Source organism: Neobacillus ginsengisoli, from assembly GCF_030813055.1.
Map to the genome: position 1 here is coordinate 35,185 of NZ_JAUSTW010000010.1, position 18,173 is coordinate 53,357.

Sequence of the window (18,173 nt, forward strand, 5' to 3'; positions counted from 1 at the left end):
TCCTTAAAACCTTAGTGACAAGCAGCTCAATCCGCCATCTAATTTTCGGAATTCAGACATATCTAATTCAATCGTTTCGTATCCGGCCTCATTAATTATTTGTTTTGTTTTCGGGTATCCTGACGGAATAATGACATAGTCATTCACTCGGATACAATTTGCTGCGTACTCTTCCTCCGGGGGTACTATAATTTTTTTATAGGATTGAAAATCAGGATGATCAATAAATTCACCCGCCACCACTACCGTTTGATTCCCTAAATAAGAAATTCCTGTTTTCAAATGGAAAAACTTATCTAATTGAACAATGGTGGCATCGTAGTTTTCTAATTCTAAAAGGGCCTTCAGTTGTTCAGCCCCCTCCAAATTGGTCCTCGCAGACAGACCAATATAAAAATGGCGATCAATTTGCAAAATATCCCCGCCATCAAGTGTCCCTGGAGATTTGATATAATACATGTTTTCGTAATGAGATTTTAAAACCTGCCCCATCTCGATAACTTCTCTATTCCGTGAAGCTGCTCCCGGATTGGAAATGATGGCAAACCCGGGTGTCAAGACTGCTGTATCTTCCACGAATGTAGAGTCTGGAAAATCTGCATGACCCGGTAGAACGGTTACCTCTACGCCGCATGTTTTCAGTGCTTCAATATAGGCTCCGTGCTGCTTTAATGCTTTTTCATAGTCAGGTACTCCGAGATTGGAAGTGGTTAATCCATTGATATAGCTCTCACCGGGAATTCTGACGATCGTATTTTTAAACATGTTAACTCCTCCTTGAATTATCTGCGGATAACAGGGCATGTAAGGCACGTCGGGCCGCCTGTTCCTAAATAAGAGATTTCATTTCCTTCATACTCATAAACCGTTGCCCCTGCCTCGATTAATTTTTGTTTTGTGTAAGAGCCTTCAGATACCATCACACAAACTCGAGGTGCGAGCGCCAGCACATTACAGCCCAACCGATGATATTCGTCCTCCGGAACTTCAATCATCTTTATGCCGCGTTCGATCAGAAGCTGTCGTAAAAACACAGGCATTAATCTTGAGTAAACGACTGCTAGATCATCATCTACTAAACTAATAATCGACATGAGATGGAGACATTCATCCTCCCCTTGATCATGTGGAAGCGGGACAACAATCAATTCATCTACTAAATCCTTGGTCATTTCTCGAATTTGCCGGATTGCCTCATCATTCGTCCGGTAGCCGCGGCCGACAAGTAGTGTTCGGTCATCGAGCCACACCAGATCTCCCCCATCGGAGACAGCTTCTCCAGTTAGTTCTCCCAGTATAGGAATCTCTTTTTCCCGTAAAAATTGTTTATAAACCGCTGCTTCAGGCTGACGAAGTTTTTTTCCCGATTTTAAAATAATCGCCCCTTTTTTCGTGAACTTAACGGGGTCATGGACATAAAGGGAATCTAAACCAACCGCTTCCGAAGCGGGTAAATATTCAATCTGTTCCACATGCTGCTTAAGTATCGAAATAAACTGTTCATATTCTTGCTGTGCTTTTAAAAAATTCGGCTCCTGAAAATAGTTGAATCTCTCCCATTCTTTACTTAAATGCTCTTGATCTAGAAAAGCATCTTTCGGATGTTTCACAATCACTGAATTTAATTTTTTATGCATTGATTGACTATAATGCAATCCTCTCTCTCCTTTCCGTATAGTGGAATTCAATTCCTCTAGAAGGAAATTTTATAATTATGATATTATAATAGCAAGAAATTAATGTCAATATATTTCGAATTTACTAAATACTCTAGCGATTAACTTTTTACCAAAAATAGTAGATAATAGATTGGAATAGGAGCTGATTATATGCAAACGATTGATCGAGCTATGCAAGTAATCAAGGTTCTTGCTGGAAGCGAAACAAAAAAATGGCTCTCGATTACTGATTTATCTAAGGAATGCGACCTGCCGGTAAGCACGATGCATCGGCTTTTACAATCATTGAAGACACACGGGCTGATTCAACAGGATCCTGAACTAAAACTTTATTCGATGGGGAACACTTGGTTAGAGTATGGTTTGCAGATGTATGATACCTTTGATTTCGTAGGGCTGGTTCGACCTGAAATGGAAAAATTAATGTATGAAGTGGAAGAAAGTGTGTATTTTAGTAAACCAATTGGCTTGGAATCCTTAATAGTGGAAAGAATAGATTGTCTGCATAACCCCATTCGCATTTATGACCAGTTAGGTATTCGCATCCCGCTAAACATTGGGGCTGCCAATAAAGTCATGCTAGCTCACATGCCTCCTAAAGAAGCTTTAAAAGTCGTGAATTCACTTGTACCTGAACAGGAAAGAGATGATTTTTTACTATTGCTGAAGCTAATCCGAAAAGAAGGCTACCGGGTGAGTCACGGTGAGAAAACAAAGGGTACTTCATCTGTTGCAGTACCGCTGTTTAATAAATTAAATGAGCTAATCGGTGCACTAAGTATCGGCTATGTCAATTTCAATGTCACAGCGGAAAGACAAGCCCTTTTAATTGAAAAAGTAATGGAATATGGGATGAGAATTTCTACTAAATTAGGGTACAAATCTTAGACCAATAGGGGGTGACCATTTGTGTCATCCCCTATTTCTTTTTGGAGGTATACAAATTCTTTACACATCTTTAACACTAGGTTTAGAAAAGATTCTCATTTCTCTAATACAATGAAGTTAACTAAACCTATTGGAGGGATTGGATGAAGATTACCGTTGCCGGAGCAGGTTATGTAGGATTAGTCACAAGTGCTTGTTTAGCTGAATTAGGACACATTGTGACTTGCATAGACATTCAAAAAGATAAAATTAACATGCTTCAAAACGGACGTTCTCCGATTTATGAGCCCGGGCTGGAGTCACTTTTAGAAAAAAATCTGCGTAACGGTCAGCTGCAGTTTACCATTAATCCTCATCGTGCCTATTCAGAAGCTGATATCATTTTTATAGCGGTCGGTACGCCCGAAATGCAGGATGGCTCAGTGGACCTAAAATACATCCATGTGGTTTCTCATACGATCGCCCATTATATCGAAAAGGATGTAATTGTCTGTACAAAAAGCACGGTTCCAGTCGGTACGAACGACCTCATTCAAGAAATCATTCACAGCCGTAAACCTCCAAATCTTTGTGCAGAGGTGGTCTCCAACCCTGAGTTTCTTCGGGAAGGCTCTGCTGTCATTGATTTTTTTCAGGGAGACCGCATCGTGATTGGCACCGACAACCCTGAAACGGCATCCACTCTGGAACAACTTTATCTTCCATTGAAAATCCCGATCATCAAAACGGACATCAAAAGTGCAGAAATGATTAAATACGCTTCCAATGCATTTTTAGCAACCAAGATTAGCTTTATTAATGAAATTGCAAACCTTTGTGAAAAAGTCGGAGCTGATATCGAAGAAGTTGCTGATGGAATTGGCCGGGATAAACGGATTGGTCATCATTTTCTCAAAGCAGGGATAGGATTTGGCGGCTCCTGTTTTCCTAAAGATACAAAAGCATTAGTGCAGCTTGCGGGAAATGCGGATCACCCCTTTGAATTGCTGGAGGCTGTCATGAAGGTAAATAACCGGCAACAATTTCTTCCCGTTTTAATTGCAAAGGAAACGATAGGTTCGTTAAAAGATAAAAAAATAGCCCTGCTCGGTCTCGCATTTAAACCGGATACCGATGATGTTCGTGGGTCTGCCTCTTTAACGATTGTCAAAGAATTGCTCGCGGAAGGTGCCGTAGTCAGAGCCTATGACCCCGCTGCGATACCCAATGCTCAGAAGATTTTAGGTGACACAATTGAGTACGCTTACGACATTCGCTTTGCTCTTCAAGATACCGATCTTGCGATTATTGCCACTGAATGGGAACAAATCAAGCATGTCCCATTGGATGTATATCGCACCTTTATGAAAAATCCGATTGTGATTGATGGGCGAAATTGTTATCCCCTCGATAAAGTTCAAAAGTATCCGATGACTTATATTTCAATAGGAAGACCTGCCGTTAATAAAGCTCAACAGCATGATGATCTACGATTGAATAATTTATAAAGGGGAAGTGACCATGATAAGAATGATAAATGTATTTTATGGCTTCGAATGCCGATTACTGCAAAAGGTCAATCGCCATTTTGATAAAAAGCTGTTAAATCTATTTTTCCGCTCAGTCACACATCTAGGAGGAGCAAGATTTACAATTGCCGTCACGTTTCTCCTCCTTTTCTTATCGCCAAGGGGTGCCGTAAGATTAACTGCTATATCCAGTGCCCTTGCATTAACAGCCAGTCATATACCTGTACATTTTGTTAAGCAGCTTTTTCCGCGAAAAAGACCCTATTTGATAGTGGAGAAAACGAAGTTCCCAGAAAATCCATTACAGGATCATTCATTTCCTTCGGGCCATACAACGGCGATTTTCTCCGTTGTAATACCATATGTATTATTCATTCCGCAGCTTTCTTATGTCTTAATACCATTAGGGCTTTTTACAGGGTTATCGAGAATATACTTAGGTCTTCACTATCCCTCAGACGTTATCGCCGGCGGCATTCTTGGAACATGTACCGGTATCCTAAGCTTTTATCTATTATGTATTTGAAAAAACAAGGTTAGGAGGGATGAGATGAAACTGGCGATTTTCACAGATACCTTTTACCCGGATATCAACGGAGCGGCCCGCACACTTAAACGATTTTGCCATTATCTAGATGCGCAAAACATCTCCTTTAAAGTCTTTGCACCGGATTCTTATCCGAGCGAATATGCGTCAAGCCATATTTATCGTTTAAAAAGCCTCTCCTTTTTCTTATATCCTGAATGCCGTCTCGCTTTACCGAACCTTCACCGTATCAAGTCAGAATTACAAAGTTTCGCGCCGGATTTGATTCACGTTGCAACGCCGTTTAACATTGGCCTTTGCGGCGTTTATTTTGCGAAAAAATTGAATATCCCACTAGTCGGCTCCTATCACACCGACTTCGATCATTATTTACACTACTACGACCTTCAATTTCTTTCTAAAATCCTCTGGAAATATATGAATTGGTTCCATCGATCCTGTGAAAAATTATTTGTTCCCTCCAATGAAACATTAGAGCAGCTCAAACAGCACGGATTTTCGAATCTGGAAATTTGGCCTAGAGGGGTTGATTGTCAGGTTTTTCATCCCTTTTATGATAAAAAAGCGGTCCGAAAGCACTACGGAGTTTCGAAAAAATACCTCCTAACCTATGTTGGAAGGTTAGCACCTGAAAAAGATGTTCACACTCTTCTTGCTGTTGCCAAATCGTTGCCGCCTGAACTAAATGAAAACATTCACTGGTTCGTTATTGGTGATGGTCCTTTGCGTGAAGAACTTGAAAAAGAAGCCCCGCTAAACATGAGTTTTACCGGTTACTTAAAAGGAGAAAAATTAGCAGAGGTCTATTCTGCTTCGGATTTATTCGTTTTTCCATCTGCAACTGAAACGTTTGGCAACGTGGTCCTTGAAGCGCTGGCCAGCGGCACACCTGTTATTGGAGCCAATGCCGGGGGCGTTAAAAACATCGTGAAACCGGGGGAGAATGGGTACTTGTGCAAACCGGGATATGTACCTGAGTTTGCCGGGGCCATCGCCAGGCTGCTAAACAATGAGAGCTTACGAAAGCAAATGGGTTGGGAAGGAAGAAATTATGCTTTAGAGCAAAAATGGGATAAAATTTTTGAAAATTTACTTTGGCATTATTCAGCTGTTATCGAAGAGATTAAGTCAAAAAAATATGCGTGAATGCTTAGTCCAGTCCATGACGCCTCTAAATATGAGAAAACGACTACCTTACTAATCCTTGGTAGTCGTTTTTGCTTTCTTTTTCTTAGCTGATACCTTCTCAGGCATTTTTTCCACCCATTTGATGGACTGTTGAATCCATTCCTTTATTTTATCCGGTTCTTCACGCCACTTCTCTGGGAACACGACATACTCCTTCATCGGTCTTCCCTGCATCGGCGAGAATTCGGCTGCCCCTTCCTCCTCCAAAAGTCGAAGTCGTTCATTTTCTGGCAGTCTGACAAAAATATGGATTCCGTATAAGCCGGCAAACATATTCCCATTGATAAAACTAGCAAGGTTTCCAAACATCGGCTTAATCATGATACGCGGGTCAACAGGTATAACAGAAGCAAAAAATGCTTTTGACTCTTCAACCGGCTTCGGCATCGGCATAAAAGCTCCCCCTTTCATAAATCCATTAATATTATAACTTTTCCAGTACTGACAAGTTACATACAAAAACACCGTCCACTGGATATGGACATTTCAAGTGAACTGTCCACAAACGGTGCCTGTCACCGCAGTTTTTATTTAGGCACTTTCAGGACCATTTTGCATACAAATAGAAAATAATGCTTCCTAGGAGGATCCAAACATGCATTGGTTAACAATATTGCTAATAGGTGTCGCAGCCAACCTTGACAACTTAGGGATCAGTGTTTCATATGGGCTAAAATCAACACGTATCCCCTTTGTTTCCAATATAGTTATTGCTGTCATTTCCATGCTCTGTGCCTATATTTCCATTACGGCAGGTGAATATATATCACAATTTATATCGTTAACAGTTGCTAATTACGCAGGTGGTTTGCTGATTATTTTTCTTGGAGGAAAGTGTGTTGTTGAATCCATCTTCCCTAAATCTTCCCCTGATCCTGAACCTGCATCAGAGCCAGTTCCGGTTAGGGCTGATTCTAACCTTACAAAGGTTATATCTCAACCGGCTTTAGCTGATATTAATGAGGATAAAGTGATTTCCTTTAAGGAGTCAATATTATTAGGCCTGGCGCTTGCAATGAATTGTTTAGCGATGGGTTTAGGAGCCGGTTTCACCGGAATATCTCCAATATTAACCACAATCTCTATCGGTGTTTTCTCCCTTATTTCCATTTTCTTCGGGATAAAAATTGGCAGCAAAATTAGTGACAACCGGGTAGGAAAATACTCAAACATCATCGCAGGGCTCATCCTCATCCTCATCGGCATTTATGAAATCATTATTTAAAGCCTACGGTGCCTGACACCATAAAAAGACACTAATCCACGACCTGTGGACAATATTAGTGTCAGGCACCTATTGTTAATGTTTATAAAAAAATTCCTAAGAATATCCTAGGAATTTTTTTATCTATTATTTATGACGGCAGTTTTTGCAAACTTTAATTGTTTGATTTGTTTCCGTTTTATGCGGATACAATAGCTTAATCCTTGTCCTTCCGCATAATGGGCAGGTCCCTCTTCCATTCGAAGGCAGGTAGCTGATTGTTTTTCCACGATTCCTCTTTGCCATTTCCATCCATCCTTAATAAAATTATTCCTGTTTCTCTATCTAATGATGGACTGGCATAAATATTGATAGGCAAACGCTTCTTTTTTCCGTTTCAAGTTAAATTTACTTTTGTGCTGTTAAAATAAGTCTTCAGTTAGCATCTTTTTTCCGCGACTAAATAGCTATCATCCAAAAGAGAATCCTTTTCAAGCAGTTCTCGAACCTCATTATTGAACACTTCTTTTTTATAATTAACGCTTGTATGCACAACTACCGCTTCAACCCCGACCAATATACACCGATTTAAAGGCTTACTTTCCCCCGGTTCTTTATCTCTTCCTTCCTCTGCACCTAATAAATCTTGTGCCATAAGATATTATAAATAGCCCTAAAAAATAGTTTAATAATTCCATTATTATTTTCATATATATTAATAGGGCAGGAAAGATGTGGTGCTTTCTTATGAAAAAAAATCAACTTCATGACTACTTGTTTCAAAACCTTCAAGAAAGTAATATGACGTTTGAACAAGTCTTTGAGCATATCATTACGTTTATGAAAATTAATCCCGATGGCAATTACCGCTTGATGGTTGGAACAGATTCGCAAGTTCATAAATCCTATACCGTTTTTATTACTGGAATTGTGATTCAAAATGAAGGAAAAGGTGTTTGGGCTTGTATAAGAAAAGTGATCATATCAAGAAAAATGACGCAGCTCCACGAGCGGATTTCTCTTGAATTATCATTAACAGAATCGATTGTTTCGATGTTTACCGAAGAAAGAAAAAATCAATTAATCAATATCATTTTACCTTATCTGTATCAAGGAGCTACATTTTCAATGGAAGGTCATATCGACATTGGTGCCGGCAAACGAAATAAAACAAGTGAGTTTGTTAAAGAAATGGTTACACGAATGGAATCAATGGGTGTTGAACCAAAAATAAAACCTGATGCTTTCGTTGCTTCAAGCTATGCCAACCGTTATACAAAATAACGTCGTTATTTAAGATCTATAACCGGCTTCCTCATCTAAAACCCGCTTATATCCCAACTCCCTCTTATACCCTATAATCTATAGATCCCTCAATCTAAATTATTTGATAGTAACGCATTAACGCAATGGAGGACTGTCTCCAACTATGGTAATGCACAATAAAACAGCCGGGAATTCCCCATCGCTTTATCATACCAAAAAGTGAAGATCCGTCCTCATTAGTTATGTTGTAATTCTACTATCACTTTTGTTCCTTTGCCGATGTCGCTTTCTATTTTCATTGTTCCGTTGTGCTCTTGAATGATTTTGTTGCTGACGGTAAGTCCAAGCCCGATGCCTTTATCCTTTGTCGTATAAAACGGTGTTCCTAAAAACCTTAATACATCCGATTCGATTCCCGTTCCTTCATCAAAAAAGCTAATCCTCACTCTTTTATCTTCTATTTTCTCTACCTCTATATGGACATTACCTCCGTTAGGCATAGATTCAATCGCATTTTTGAGGAAGTTAACAAAGACTTGTTTAAGCTGATTTGGGCTGCAAAGCAGCTCAATGTCGTCCTTTTCGAATTTGCTGTTAATTTGGACGTTATGAAGCAGCGCTTGCGGATGCAGGACATTGACCGTGCTGTCTATGATTGAAATCAAATTTTCACGTTCAAATTGAATGGCTTGGGGCTTCGCCAATGACATAAATTCATTCACAATCATATCAATTCGATCTAATTCGTCCGTGATAATCGATAAATAGTGATCCTGCTTATTTTTATTCGTTGTATTTTTTAAAAGCTTTGAAAATCCTTTTAAGGAAGTCAACGGATTTCGGATCTCATGGGCTACGCCTGCTGCTAACTGACCAATGATTGAAAGCCGGTCTAAATTACGGAGGGCTTCATCATTTTTAATCCGTTCCGTAATATTTCTCCCAACCGTGACAAATGCATCGATCTCTTTTTGTTCATTAAAAATAGGGGAAACGTTGAACTCAGCAAAGATGATATCGTTTTCAATTGTTTTTATCTTTTTTTGAAATAATTGCGGTTCTCCGGTATCCATTAATTTCTGCAAGGTTTTTTTATGAGTTTCTACTTCTTCAGGAAAGAAAAATTCGGACAGGTATCGACCTACAAATTCCTCCTGTGGTATCCCGACCACTTTTTCATACGAAGGAGAAGCATATATGATTTTATCTTCTTTCGTAAAAACCTTAATCATATCTGTGGTGTTTTCGGTAATTAATTTGTACAGTTCACGTGTTCTTTTTAATTCTCTTTCCATGTTTATATATTTTGTTATATCGCGAAAAATGGCTATTACAGCAATAATTTCCTTTCTTAAATTTCGAAAGGGAGAATAGGAAACAGCAATATCCAAGATGCTGCCATTTTTATGAAATCGTTGGGTAATTAAATCGGTAAAGGTTTTTCCATATTTGACTTGTTTAATTATTTCTACAGCTGTTTCCAGATGGGGCAATGCATCGATTCTTTTCCCGATTAAATCTTCTTCTGTATAGCCGAAAATTTTTGTATACATATGATTTATCCGAATAATCCGATATTCCATATCTATAATTGCAAATCCGTCGGCTGTACATTCAAGAAATAAATCAATTAATTCATCTGGATTATATAATTCAGCTTCACTATCATTCCTAAAAATCGGAAAATTTTTAGACATAGAAATCTCCCTCAACGCTCATTTACTCTTACTTTTATTCTACTTAATTTTACCATAAAGAAAAGAACTTTTTCCGTTTGTTTCATAACTAGCCTTTCGGCGCCTATACAGGAAGACCTCCACAAACAAAAAATAGTGTCAGGCACCGTTGAAGGACAGTTGTCCGCATACAGTACCTGACACCCACATCTTTATAAATTAGTATGTATAAGGTCTAAAACTTTACGTAACTCTGTAACACTCACTTGTCCTGGTGCGGATGCTTTCTTTGCAGCACCGAATGTTAGCGCGGATCCGAAAACCTCTCCTGCCAAGCGGCTGATAACTCCTTTGCCAGCCATGGACATGGTAATAAACGGGCGGTCAGCATAGAGTTCATTCATTGAATTGGTCGCATCCAATAGCATAAGCACGTCTGAAGTATTGGTAGGCATAACAGCAATTTTGGGCAGGTCCCCTCCCAAATCCTGTGCCTTCCTTAATCGCGACACAATTTCTTCTTTTGCAGGAGTCTTGTCAAAATCATGGTTAGAAATAATAACAAATACATTATTTGAATGCGCTGTTTCAATCAATGTTCTCACATCATTCTCATCGTTAAACAACTCAACATCGATGATATCCACCATTCCTGTTTCGGCCATGGACTTGTTTAATTCAACATAAAATTCCGAGCTTACTTCCTTTTCTCCGCCTTCTTTCGCACTGCGGAACGTAAAGACAAGAGGTGTGTCCGGAAGAATAACACGAATCTCACCCAGTGCCGCTTTTACCTTCTCTAAATCCAGGACATTCTCAAAAAAATCGACGCGCCACTCCACAACATCAAAGTCAACTGCTTTAAGAAACACTGCTTCTTCGATCAATTGCGCAATTGTTTCCCCCACCATCGGGACGCAAATTTTCGGAGCACCTTCTCCAATGGTGATACCTTTCACTGTAACGGTTTTTTTCATCCTTCTGCCCCCCTTTAGTCTGATTTCATCAACCAACCAATTTCAACATTTCCACTATAGAATCTGCTATTTCTTCTATATCGAGGTTATCCGTTTCAATTTTATAATGATGATTTGAATTATAGATTTCTTGTCTTTTATTAAAAAGCTCTTCCATTTCGTCGAGGGACTTTCCTTGTAATAGCGGACGGCTTTCAATAAGAAGGCTTAACCGTTGCTTCCAGCTCTCCCACGATAAATTCAGGTAAATCACAATACAAGATGACAAACATACATTCCTGACCTCATCTTGTAAAAAAGCTCCGCCGCCAACAGAAAGAATTTGCTGCTTGTGTTCGGCAAGACTTGTAATTAAACTTTTTTCCCTATCTCTAAATGCTTTTTCGCCGATTTTATTAAAAATTTGCGTAATAGGCATTTGGTATTGTTTCTCAATTTCTTCATCAATATCAACGAAATTGCTGCCAAGCTTTTTAGCTACCAGTTTCCCAATTGTTGTTTTCCCGGCACCCATAAATCCAATAAACACGAAACTCTTTTCTCCCATTGTTTCTATCCCCCTTAAGCAAAAACGAACAAATCCACTTTTTTAACATTATATTCTTTCCTCTGGTAGAAAAACAATTTATTTTACGAGATTTGTGAATCTCTAAAAGGCCTTCATTTTGGATTGGAGGCCTTTTATTTAGTTTCATGATAAAAAAACAGATTTTATGTTACGTTAATACTAATAAAATTAATCACAAGCAGGTGTACAATTGTGGATATTAAACATTTACAATATTTTATCGAGGTGGCAAATTCTAATAGTTTTTCACGCGCAGCAGATCACTTATTTATCACGCAGCCCACCATTAGTAAAATGATTAAAAACCTTGAGGAAGAGGTAGGGGTTGCTCTTTTTGACCGCTCTCGAAAACAATTAACCCTAACAGATGCAGGGAGGATTATTTTGGAGCAAGCGAAATTAATCGACAAAGCCTTTATTAATTTAGAAACGGAATTAGATAACCTTTTTGGGTTAAAAAAGGGGCATATTCGCATTGGTTTGCCTCCCATATTCGATGCAAACCTCTTCCTTAAAATAATAGGAAGCTTTCATGAAAAATATCCCGGCATTACTTTTCAATTATTGGAAGACGGTTCAAAAAAAATAGAAGAGGACGTTAGCAACAATCTTCTTGATGTGGGTGTCATTGTTCTCCCAACCAAAAATGACAATTTTGAGTATTTCTCATTTTTAGAAGAAGACTTTAAACTACTGCTTCATTCATCACACCCTTTAGCATTAAGGGACGAAGTCAGCTTAGAAGAATTGAAAAATGAGTCTTTTATATTGTTTAATAAAGACTTTGTCTTAAACGATCGGATTATCTTTTCTTGTAACAATGTTGGTTTTAATCCTCATATAATCGCTGAAAGTTCCCAATGGTCTTTTATACAGGATATGGTGGCTTCGAAACTTGGCGTATCCCTTTTGCCTGAAAGTATTTGCAGGCATCTAAATAAACATGTTATTCCTGTAAAAGTAATAAACCCTTCCATCCGCTGGAACCTTGCCGTTATTTGGGGCAAAAATCAATACCTTTCCTATGCGGCAAAAGAATGGCTGCAGTTCACAAGAGAACATCTAATACATGCAGATTAATTTTATTTATCACAAAAATTTGTTCAAACGGTTCCTTAAAGAGGGGCCGTTTTTCAACTATATATACACTGCATAATTGAAAGCATTTACATAGAAAATGGCTATACAACCGATAAAATTTAACCATTTTACTTACCTATCAATGCGGCGTACACTTGTTTATGTAAGAAAAACCTTTTAATAACGTGGATATAGTAAATTTCATTTAGAATCCCAGCATGAAAGGAAACAGCTTAATGAAAGCAAAAAAAGCGAAAGAAAGCCGCATTATTAATACTGCTCAAGTATTATCATGCGATTTAAATAACTATAATACACTTTTTGGCGGAGTTTTAATGAAAAAGCTTGATGACGCCGCAACTTTATCAGCCAGGAGACATTCGAGAGTCAAAGAATGTGTAACGGCCTCTACAGATTCAATTGATTTCTTATGTCCTATCCATCAAACTGATTCAGTCTGTGTCGAATCGTTTGTCACATATACAGGTAAAACTTCTATGGAAATTTTTTGTAAAGTTATCGCCGAAGACATTATGAATGGTGAAAGACGAATTGCCGCAACTGCATTTTTGACTTTTGTCGCCTTAGATGTAAATAAACGTCCGGTCGAAGTTCCAAGCATTATTCCGGAAACAGAAGAAGAAAAATTCCTATATGATACAGGAAAAGAAAGAGCAGAAATACGTAAATTAAGAAGACAAAAAAGTAAAGAATTAGCTGAGTATATATCAGTAAAAAAACCTTGGGATAAATAAGAGGAGGAAAATGTAATGATCACTTTGACTAGTCTTGATGAGTTAAAAGCCACTAGCGAAGCCTTGGAGAATCTAAAAAAAGACTATCCGGCCCTTTTCGAAAAACTTTTGGATATGGTTAATCTTACACGGGCATTTCAATTTAAATATAATTACATGGGATGTTTAATTATGGATGAAGATCCAGGCGAATATAAACCAAATTTTGTGTATGGTTCTGTACTGCGCTTGTATAAAAAAGAATTACAAAAATTAAAAGATGATCTAGATTCCCAAATACTAAAACAGTTTTTAACTAAATTCAGAAGTACTGATTTCGCAAAAATCAGTCAGTTAGTACTTGGTATGACTCCTGAGTCATTAGTAGGTGCCTCCAGTATTAGGTAACAGGTTTTAGATCCACAGCCTAATATTTAATATAATTTAACAACTGACTTAATAACTAGATGGTGCCTGACACCATCAAAAGACACTACGCCTGTTTTGTCCACCGAGGGTGGACATGCTGATGATGGTTTAAATTTGGCTTAAACGAACTTTTACTATCCAACATAAAAAACGATTGGTTTTTACACCAATCGCTTTTTTCTTGCATATTGCCATATATTTATTCTTTGATACCGGTGTAAATACGAATGGCATCTCTTAAAAATTCTGCAGCACCCGTTTGTTCCTTATCATAATAGGCTTTAAACCGTTCATCATCCACATACATTTGCGCAAGACCGGCGTGCGCTTCTTTACTGTACTCACTCCAATAAAAAGTGAGCCATTGCTTATGCAAATCCGCTGCCGTTTGCGCTAATTCACCTGCCGGGTCGCCGGTGGCGAAAGCATGAGCCAATGCTTCCTTAACCTGCTGTTCCAGGTCTGTGACTGCTGCATATTGTTCCTGAGTCATATTTTTTACTTTTGCATTTGACTTGTCAATCGCTTCATTTCCGTATTTTTTCCGAATTTCCTCACCGTACTTTTTCTCATTGTCATCTATCATTTTTTGCTTAAATCCTTCAAACTTTTCATTATCAGCCATTTTGATTCTCCCCTCTGTTACCGCAATGGTTTTTTCCACATTGGCAATTAACATATCTAATTGTTGTCGTTTTTCAAGGAGTTTTTCACGATGTTCTCTCAGTGCATTCGCTCCATCAAAGGAAGGTGCCGTAACAATATCCCTTATACTATTTAAACTTACACCTAATTCCCTGTAAAAAAGGATTTGCTGCAGTCTGTCAACTTCTGCTTGCCCGTAAATCCGATATCCTGACGAATTGATTCTTGCCGGCTTAAGAATTCCAATTTCATCATAATACCGAAGAGTTCTGGTGCTTATTCCTGCTAACTTCCCTAGCTTTTGCACTGTGTATTCCATTCGTTCACCTCCTAAAATAACGATACACCTTTACGCAACGTCAAGGTCAATAGCTATTTTTTTATTTTATCCAAATTATTCAAACAGGTTAGTTTTTATAATCAACCTAACTCATAGGAAGACCGCCCTTACTCCTTTACCATTCTCTAATGCAAAGTTATAAACCTTGCTCTTATTGAATAGCTTTGTTACAAGAACCATAAGAGGCTTTTTAGGGGGATGCCAAATGGGATACTATGTTAGCGTAGAACCTGACGTTAATATTTATGTAGAAGATGTTAACCGTACGAGTAGGAAGGTCATCCTCTTTGTACACGGGTGGCCTGCAAACCATAAATTATTTGAATACCAGTTTAATGTACTCCCAGGTCTTGGGTATCGGTGTATTGGAATTGATATCAGGGGGTTTGGTAAATCAGATAAGCCTTCGGTTGGATACTCTTACGACAGGCTGGCTGATGATATTCGATATGTAGCCGAAGCGCTTGGATTACAGAACTTCACACTTGCAGGGCATTCTGTAGGAGGAGCGATAGTTACCAGGTATATGGGGCGTCACAATAGCTATGGAGTATCGAAATTAGCACTTTTTGCCGCTGCTGCTCCCAGTTTTATTCAACGGTCCGGCTTTCCTTATGGTCTAGCAGCGGAAGCTGTAAATGCACTTATCCAAGAAGTCTATAATGATCGTCCGAAAATGCTGGCTGAGTTTACAAACATGTTCTTTTATCAAAAACTTACCAAACCATTCTCGGACTGGTTCTTCCAATTAGGTCTTGAAGCCTCCGGTTATTCTACTGCATATGTATTAGCCTCCTTAAGAGATGAGATTTTATTTTCTGATATTGAAAGAATTCAAGTCCCTACATTGATATTACATGGTATACATGACAAAATTTGTTTACCTCCATTGGCCTCTGCGCTTCATCAAGGAATTATAAATTCTAAACTTGTTTGGTTTGAACAAAGCGGTCATGGATTGTTCTGGGAAGAGCGAAACAAGTTAAATAGAGAATTGGCAGATTTTATTGGGTAGTTGTTTAAATCCATCAAAAAAAATCCGATAAGAGTACTTTTTTGTTGATTCTTTTTGAATCACATTCAAAAAATGAAAAGCTGTGGGATTATTGGAATCCTCACAGCTTCCATCTATTTCTCTTTACTTTCATTTAACTCATCAATAAGCTGTTTAGTCCTTTTCGCATTTCCTTCGGCAAAATTTTCGAGGCGCTCCTTTAATTCATCATCATCGTGAATCCGCTCAGCGGTTATAAGATACGTCCGCATTAAATCTTCTTCAATTTCAATTGAATGTTTAAGAATTTCTTCAAGATTTTCCTTTTCTTCGCGATTCTTTCCGTTAAATATATTTAAATCCAAGGGATCACCTCCTTTTCCACTTAGCGGGTTTTTTGTCTTGATATATGTAGATATAAGAAGGATAAGACTTACCAACATAATCCCAGATACCACATCGAACAAAAAACTTAAAGGTAAAAAATTCCTTTTTTCATGGAATTGCCTCACATAGTTATGGTAAGTTTTTATCTCATTTAATTTTTAGGCTCTGTTAAACTTGGTTGTTGATTTCCGCTCCTGGCGCTCGCTTTCCGCGGGGAGGCCGAGAGCCTCCTCGGCGCTTAATGCGCCTGCGGGGTCTCCCGTGACCTCTCTATCCCGCAGGAGTCGAGCGCCCTCCGCTCCAATCAACAGTTGTAAAAAATCAACATTCGCCTTTAACACAGCCAATTTTAAAAAAAAGAATTTATCCAACCCAACAGCAAGAAGGTATTTATATTCAATTACTGTGAATCATCTTTAAAAGCCGCAATAAAATTACAAGATTATTCTTAATTTGCTAATACCGGATATCCTTTATTCAGAAATTGTTCACTAATTAATTTTTCATAACTATATAAAGGTTCGTTAGTAAATGATTGGTGCTTTTTTTAGGTAATACAAGGTTCAAAATCAAAAGCAGATTACGAGCTTTTGGATACTAAACCATTCAAGCCCTGGTGCTGTCGTTTTGAAAGTCAAAGAAATATGGTCCCAAGTCAGAAAATAGAGGTTGTCCCAAAAGGACTTCCTTGTGAAGTCCGATTTGTCGGTCCTGAGAATCAAAAAGAGTCAGCCTCTTAGACACTGAATGTGCTAAAGGACTGACCCTTATATCTATTATTAACATCACGCAGCAAATTTTCCTGTGATTGCATTTTCTTTCTTTCGAGGTTTTCCTTGACTAGGAGCCTTTATCGTTAAAGCGATGATTATTGAAATTATGCTTAATACGGCAATGAAGGTGAAAGTAGGTACGAATCCGCCGAGTGCAGCTGCGATAAACGAACCAGAAAGTGCACCAAGACCGAAGCCTTGATAAACAATACCATAGTTTTTGCTTTGATTTTTTAAACCAAAGAAATCAGCTATAATTGCAGGAAATATGGTTATATTACCACCAAAGCTAAAAGCAATCCCTGCTACACATGTAAAGAACAAGCCATAATTTAATTTTGCAAAGCTTAATACTGTTACAGCCACTGCAGTCACTAAAAGTGCACCAGATACCACTTTCAAACGACCCACTTTATCTGATAATGCACCGAGAATAATCCGGCCAGTTGTATTAAAAATAGCTACTAATGCCACCGCATTACCTGCAGTTGCTACATCTAATCCGGCTAAACTAACGCCAATATCCTTTACGATCCCAATTAGATATAAGCCGCTCATACAAGCTGTAAAAAACATCACAAACAATAAGTATGCTTCCTTTGTTTTCAGCATTTCTTTGACTGTGTAGTCTTTCTGCGCTGTTTCCTTAAGTGTTTGAGGATTGTTGTTAATTACTGCCTCTTTCACTAGGAATGATCCACCCACAATCATGATCATGACGATTAATCCCCAGTATAAAAAAGCATGAGAAACGCCTACTGATTGAATAAGTGATCCGTTAATGAACTTAAATAACAAACTTCCAGTACCATATGCCCCCACAGAAATTCCGGATATAAGCCCTTTTTTCTCAGGGAACCATTTAATCAGATTAGATAGGGACGTTATATAGGCAGTTCCATCAGCAAATCCGACAACAACACCGGCCAAAATATAGAGCATCCACAGCGATGAAATCTGGGAACTAAGGATTAATCCTGTTCCGAGGACGATACCCGCACAGCCAATGAGACGGCGAATCCCCCATTTATCTTGTAGCTTACCAGCAAACAGCGTTGAAAAGGCCAGCGCAAAACTTGTAATAGAGAAGGTAACAGCGACCGAGTTTAGCTTCCACCCGAAGTGTTCTACTAACGGCTGGTTGAATAAACTCCACGTATAGATAGTTCCTAATCCCATCTGCACGATAATTGTCCCCAATACAATCAGCCATCGTTTATCATTGCTTGCCTTCATTTCAATCTCCTCTTTTCATTTGTCTCTTATCCAGGTATTCAAAATTGTTATTTT

The 18,173-nt window shown here is 38.5% G+C and carries 21 protein-coding genes; 10 read left to right on the forward strand and 11 right to left on the reverse strand.

The annotated features are described in order from the left end of the window. Positions 1-3 precede the first annotated feature (3 nt). Positions 4-765, reverse strand: a complete 762-nt coding sequence (locus J2S10_RS23540) for a dimethylarginine dimethylaminohydrolase family protein (protein ID WP_307412967.1) — start codon at positions 763-765, stop codon at positions 4-6. Between the two features lie 17 nt (positions 766-782). Then, positions 783-1,637, reverse strand: coding sequence for a dimethylarginine dimethylaminohydrolase family protein (locus J2S10_RS23545; protein ID WP_307413141.1), 855 nt, complete (start codon positions 1,635-1,637; stop codon positions 783-785). A gap of 192 nt (positions 1,638-1,829) precedes the next feature. Here J2S10_RS23545 and J2S10_RS23550 point away from each other — a divergent pair, with 192 nt between their 5' ends. The 4 genes from J2S10_RS23550 (at position 1,830) to J2S10_RS23565 (ending at position 5,768) form a co-directional block, all read left to right on the forward strand. Continuing rightward, on the forward strand, positions 1,830-2,567 hold the full coding sequence (locus J2S10_RS23550) for an IclR family transcriptional regulator (RefSeq protein ID WP_307412969.1): 738 nt from the start codon (positions 1,830-1,832) through the stop codon (positions 2,565-2,567). 143 nt (positions 2,568-2,710) lie between these two features. Beyond that, on the forward strand, positions 2,711-4,054 hold the full coding sequence (locus J2S10_RS23555) for a UDP-glucose dehydrogenase family protein (protein ID WP_307412970.1): 1,344 nt from the start codon (positions 2,711-2,713) through the stop codon (positions 4,052-4,054). A 13-nt stretch (positions 4,055-4,067) separates the two neighbouring features. Then, complete coding sequence (locus tag J2S10_RS23560) at positions 4,068-4,601, forward strand: phosphatase PAP2 family protein (protein ID WP_370876273.1); 534 nt, start codon at positions 4,068-4,070, stop codon at positions 4,599-4,601. 24 nt (positions 4,602-4,625) lie between these two features. After that, a complete protein-coding gene (locus J2S10_RS23565) occupies positions 4,626-5,768 on the forward strand; it encodes a glycosyltransferase family 4 protein (protein ID WP_307412974.1) in 1,143 nt (380 codons plus the stop codon). Between the two features lie 51 nt (positions 5,769-5,819). Here J2S10_RS23565 and J2S10_RS23570 read toward each other — a convergent pair whose 3' ends face one another. After that, entirely contained in the window at positions 5,820-6,203 is a 384-nt protein-coding gene (locus J2S10_RS23570; RefSeq protein WP_307412976.1) for a TfoX/Sxy family protein, read from the reverse strand. A 202-nt stretch (positions 6,204-6,405) separates the two neighbouring features. Here J2S10_RS23570 and ytaF point away from each other — a divergent pair, with 202 nt between their 5' ends. Further along, a complete protein-coding gene (gene ytaF, locus J2S10_RS23575) occupies positions 6,406-7,035 on the forward strand; it encodes a sporulation membrane protein YtaF (RefSeq protein ID WP_307412978.1) in 630 nt (209 codons plus the stop codon). A 119-nt stretch (positions 7,036-7,154) separates the two neighbouring features. Here ytaF and J2S10_RS23580 read toward each other — a convergent pair whose 3' ends face one another. Together J2S10_RS23580 and J2S10_RS23585 are read right to left on the reverse strand one after the other, a co-directional pair. Continuing rightward, complete coding sequence (locus J2S10_RS23580) at positions 7,155-7,304, reverse strand: hypothetical protein (protein WP_307412981.1); 150 nt, start codon at positions 7,302-7,304, stop codon at positions 7,155-7,157. A 149-nt stretch (positions 7,305-7,453) separates the two neighbouring features. Next, entirely contained in the window at positions 7,454-7,669 is a 216-nt protein-coding gene (locus J2S10_RS23585; protein WP_307412984.1) for a hypothetical protein, read from the reverse strand. A gap of 92 nt (positions 7,670-7,761) precedes the next feature. On the opposite strand from J2S10_RS23585, the gene J2S10_RS23590 reads away from it, so the two are divergent. Continuing rightward, positions 7,762-8,298, forward strand: a complete 537-nt coding sequence (locus J2S10_RS23590) for a ribonuclease H-like YkuK family protein (RefSeq protein ID WP_307412987.1) — start codon at positions 7,762-7,764, stop codon at positions 8,296-8,298. 218 nt (positions 8,299-8,516) lie between these two features. On the opposite strand, the gene J2S10_RS23595 is transcribed toward J2S10_RS23590, so the two are convergent. The 3 genes from J2S10_RS23595 to J2S10_RS23605 form a co-directional block, all read right to left on the reverse strand. Further along, complete coding sequence (locus tag J2S10_RS23595; RefSeq protein ID WP_307412989.1) at positions 8,517-9,977, reverse strand: PAS domain-containing sensor histidine kinase; 1,461 nt, start codon at positions 9,975-9,977, stop codon at positions 8,517-8,519. A 191-nt stretch (positions 9,978-10,168) separates the two neighbouring features. Next, a complete protein-coding gene (gene aroD / locus J2S10_RS23600; RefSeq protein ID WP_307412991.1) occupies positions 10,169-10,933 on the reverse strand; it encodes a type I 3-dehydroquinate dehydratase in 765 nt (254 codons plus the stop codon). A 28-nt stretch (positions 10,934-10,961) separates the two neighbouring features. Next, positions 10,962-11,480 carry a shikimate kinase gene (locus tag J2S10_RS23605; RefSeq protein ID WP_307412994.1) on the reverse strand — a complete coding sequence of 173 codons (519 nt, stop codon included), beginning with the start codon at positions 11,478-11,480 and terminating at the stop codon, positions 10,962-10,964. 213 nt (positions 11,481-11,693) lie between these two features. On the opposite strand from J2S10_RS23605, the gene cidR reads away from it, so the two are divergent. From cidR to J2S10_RS23620, 3 genes are all read left to right on the forward strand, one after another. After that, a complete protein-coding gene (gene cidR / locus J2S10_RS23610) occupies positions 11,694-12,581 on the forward strand; it encodes a cidABC operon transcriptional activator CidR (protein ID WP_307412997.1) in 888 nt (295 codons plus the stop codon). Positions 12,582-12,817: 236 nt separating this feature from the next. Then, the gene (locus tag J2S10_RS23615) at positions 12,818-13,336 is read left to right on the forward strand and encodes an acyl-CoA thioesterase (RefSeq protein WP_307412999.1); all 519 of its coding nucleotides are present in this window, start codon (positions 12,818-12,820) and stop codon (positions 13,334-13,336) included. Positions 13,337-13,351: 15 nt separating this feature from the next. Then, on the forward strand, positions 13,352-13,723 hold the full coding sequence (locus J2S10_RS23620; RefSeq protein ID WP_307413001.1) for a hypothetical protein: 372 nt from the start codon (positions 13,352-13,354) through the stop codon (positions 13,721-13,723). Between the two features lie 220 nt (positions 13,724-13,943). On the opposite strand, the gene J2S10_RS23625 is transcribed toward J2S10_RS23620, so the two are convergent. Beyond that, positions 13,944-14,708 carry a MerR family transcriptional regulator gene (locus tag J2S10_RS23625; protein WP_307413003.1) on the reverse strand — a complete coding sequence of 255 codons (765 nt, stop codon included), beginning with the start codon at positions 14,706-14,708 and terminating at the stop codon, positions 13,944-13,946. A gap of 226 nt (positions 14,709-14,934) precedes the next feature. Between J2S10_RS23625 and J2S10_RS23630 the strand changes: the two genes are divergently transcribed. Beyond that, a complete protein-coding gene (locus tag J2S10_RS23630) occupies positions 14,935-15,744 on the forward strand; it encodes an alpha/beta fold hydrolase (protein ID WP_307413006.1) in 810 nt (269 codons plus the stop codon). Between the two features lie 113 nt (positions 15,745-15,857). Here the strand turns inward: J2S10_RS23630 and J2S10_RS23635 are convergent, their stop codons facing one another. Both J2S10_RS23635 and J2S10_RS23640 read right to left on the reverse strand, forming a co-directional pair. Further along, positions 15,858-16,088 (reverse strand): hypothetical protein, encoded by a 231-nt coding sequence (locus J2S10_RS23635; protein ID WP_307413008.1) that lies wholly within the window; start codon positions 16,086-16,088, stop codon positions 15,858-15,860. 807 nt (positions 16,089-16,895) lie between these two features. Further along, on the reverse strand, positions 16,896-18,119 hold the full coding sequence (locus J2S10_RS23640) for an L-lactate MFS transporter (protein WP_307413011.1): 1,224 nt from the start codon (positions 18,117-18,119) through the stop codon (positions 16,896-16,898). Positions 18,120-18,173 lie beyond the last annotated feature (54 nt).

Bases quoted from the DNA above. Each gene is read 5' to 3' on its own strand.
- J2S10_RS23615 (WP_307412999.1), top strand. From the start codon at position 12,818: ATGAAAGCAAAAAAAGCGAAAGAAAGCCGCATTATTAATACTGCTCAA.
- J2S10_RS23620 (WP_307413001.1), top strand. From the start codon at position 13,352: ATGATCACTTTGACTAGTCTTGATGAGTTAAAAGCCACTAGCGAAGCC.
- J2S10_RS23590 (WP_307412987.1), top strand. From the start codon at position 7,762: ATGAAAAAAAATCAACTTCATGACTACTTGTTTCAAAACCTTCAAGAA.
- J2S10_RS23630 (WP_307413006.1), top strand. From the start codon at position 14,935: ATGGGATACTATGTTAGCGTAGAACCTGACGTTAATATTTATGTAGAA.
- J2S10_RS23570 (WP_307412976.1), bottom strand. From the start codon at position 6,203: ATGCCGATGCCGAAGCCGGTTGAAGAGTCAAAAGCATTTTTTGCTTCT.
- J2S10_RS23565 (WP_307412974.1), top strand. From the start codon at position 4,626: ATGAAACTGGCGATTTTCACAGATACCTTTTACCCGGATATCAACGGA.
- J2S10_RS23595 (WP_307412989.1), bottom strand. From the start codon at position 9,977: ATGTCTAAAAATTTTCCGATTTTTAGGAATGATAGTGAAGCTGAATTA.
- J2S10_RS23625 (WP_307413003.1), bottom strand. From the start codon at position 14,708: ATGGAATACACAGTGCAAAAGCTAGGGAAGTTAGCAGGAATAAGCACC.
- J2S10_RS23585 (WP_307412984.1), bottom strand. From the start codon at position 7,669: ATGGCACAAGATTTATTAGGTGCAGAGGAAGGAAGAGATAAAGAACCG.
- J2S10_RS23555 (WP_307412970.1), top strand. From the start codon at position 2,711: ATGAAGATTACCGTTGCCGGAGCAGGTTATGTAGGATTAGTCACAAGT.
- J2S10_RS23545 (WP_307413141.1), bottom strand. From the start codon at position 1,637: ATGCATAAAAAATTAAATTCAGTGATTGTGAAACATCCGAAAGATGCT.
- J2S10_RS23560 (WP_370876273.1), top strand. From the start codon at position 4,068: ATGATAAGAATGATAAATGTATTTTATGGCTTCGAATGCCGATTACTG.
- ytaF (WP_307412978.1), top strand. From the start codon at position 6,406: ATGCATTGGTTAACAATATTGCTAATAGGTGTCGCAGCCAACCTTGAC.
- J2S10_RS23605 (WP_307412994.1), bottom strand. From the start codon at position 11,480: ATGGGAGAAAAGAGTTTCGTGTTTATTGGATTTATGGGTGCCGGGAAA.
- aroD (WP_307412991.1), bottom strand. From the start codon at position 10,933: ATGAAAAAAACCGTTACAGTGAAAGGTATCACCATTGGAGAAGGTGCT.
- J2S10_RS23640 (WP_307413011.1), bottom strand. From the start codon at position 18,119: ATGAAGGCAAGCAATGATAAACGATGGCTGATTGTATTGGGGACAATT.
- J2S10_RS23540 (WP_307412967.1), bottom strand. From the start codon at position 765: ATGTTTAAAAATACGATCGTCAGAATTCCCGGTGAGAGCTATATCAAT.
- J2S10_RS23550 (WP_307412969.1), top strand. From the start codon at position 1,830: ATGCAAACGATTGATCGAGCTATGCAAGTAATCAAGGTTCTTGCTGGA.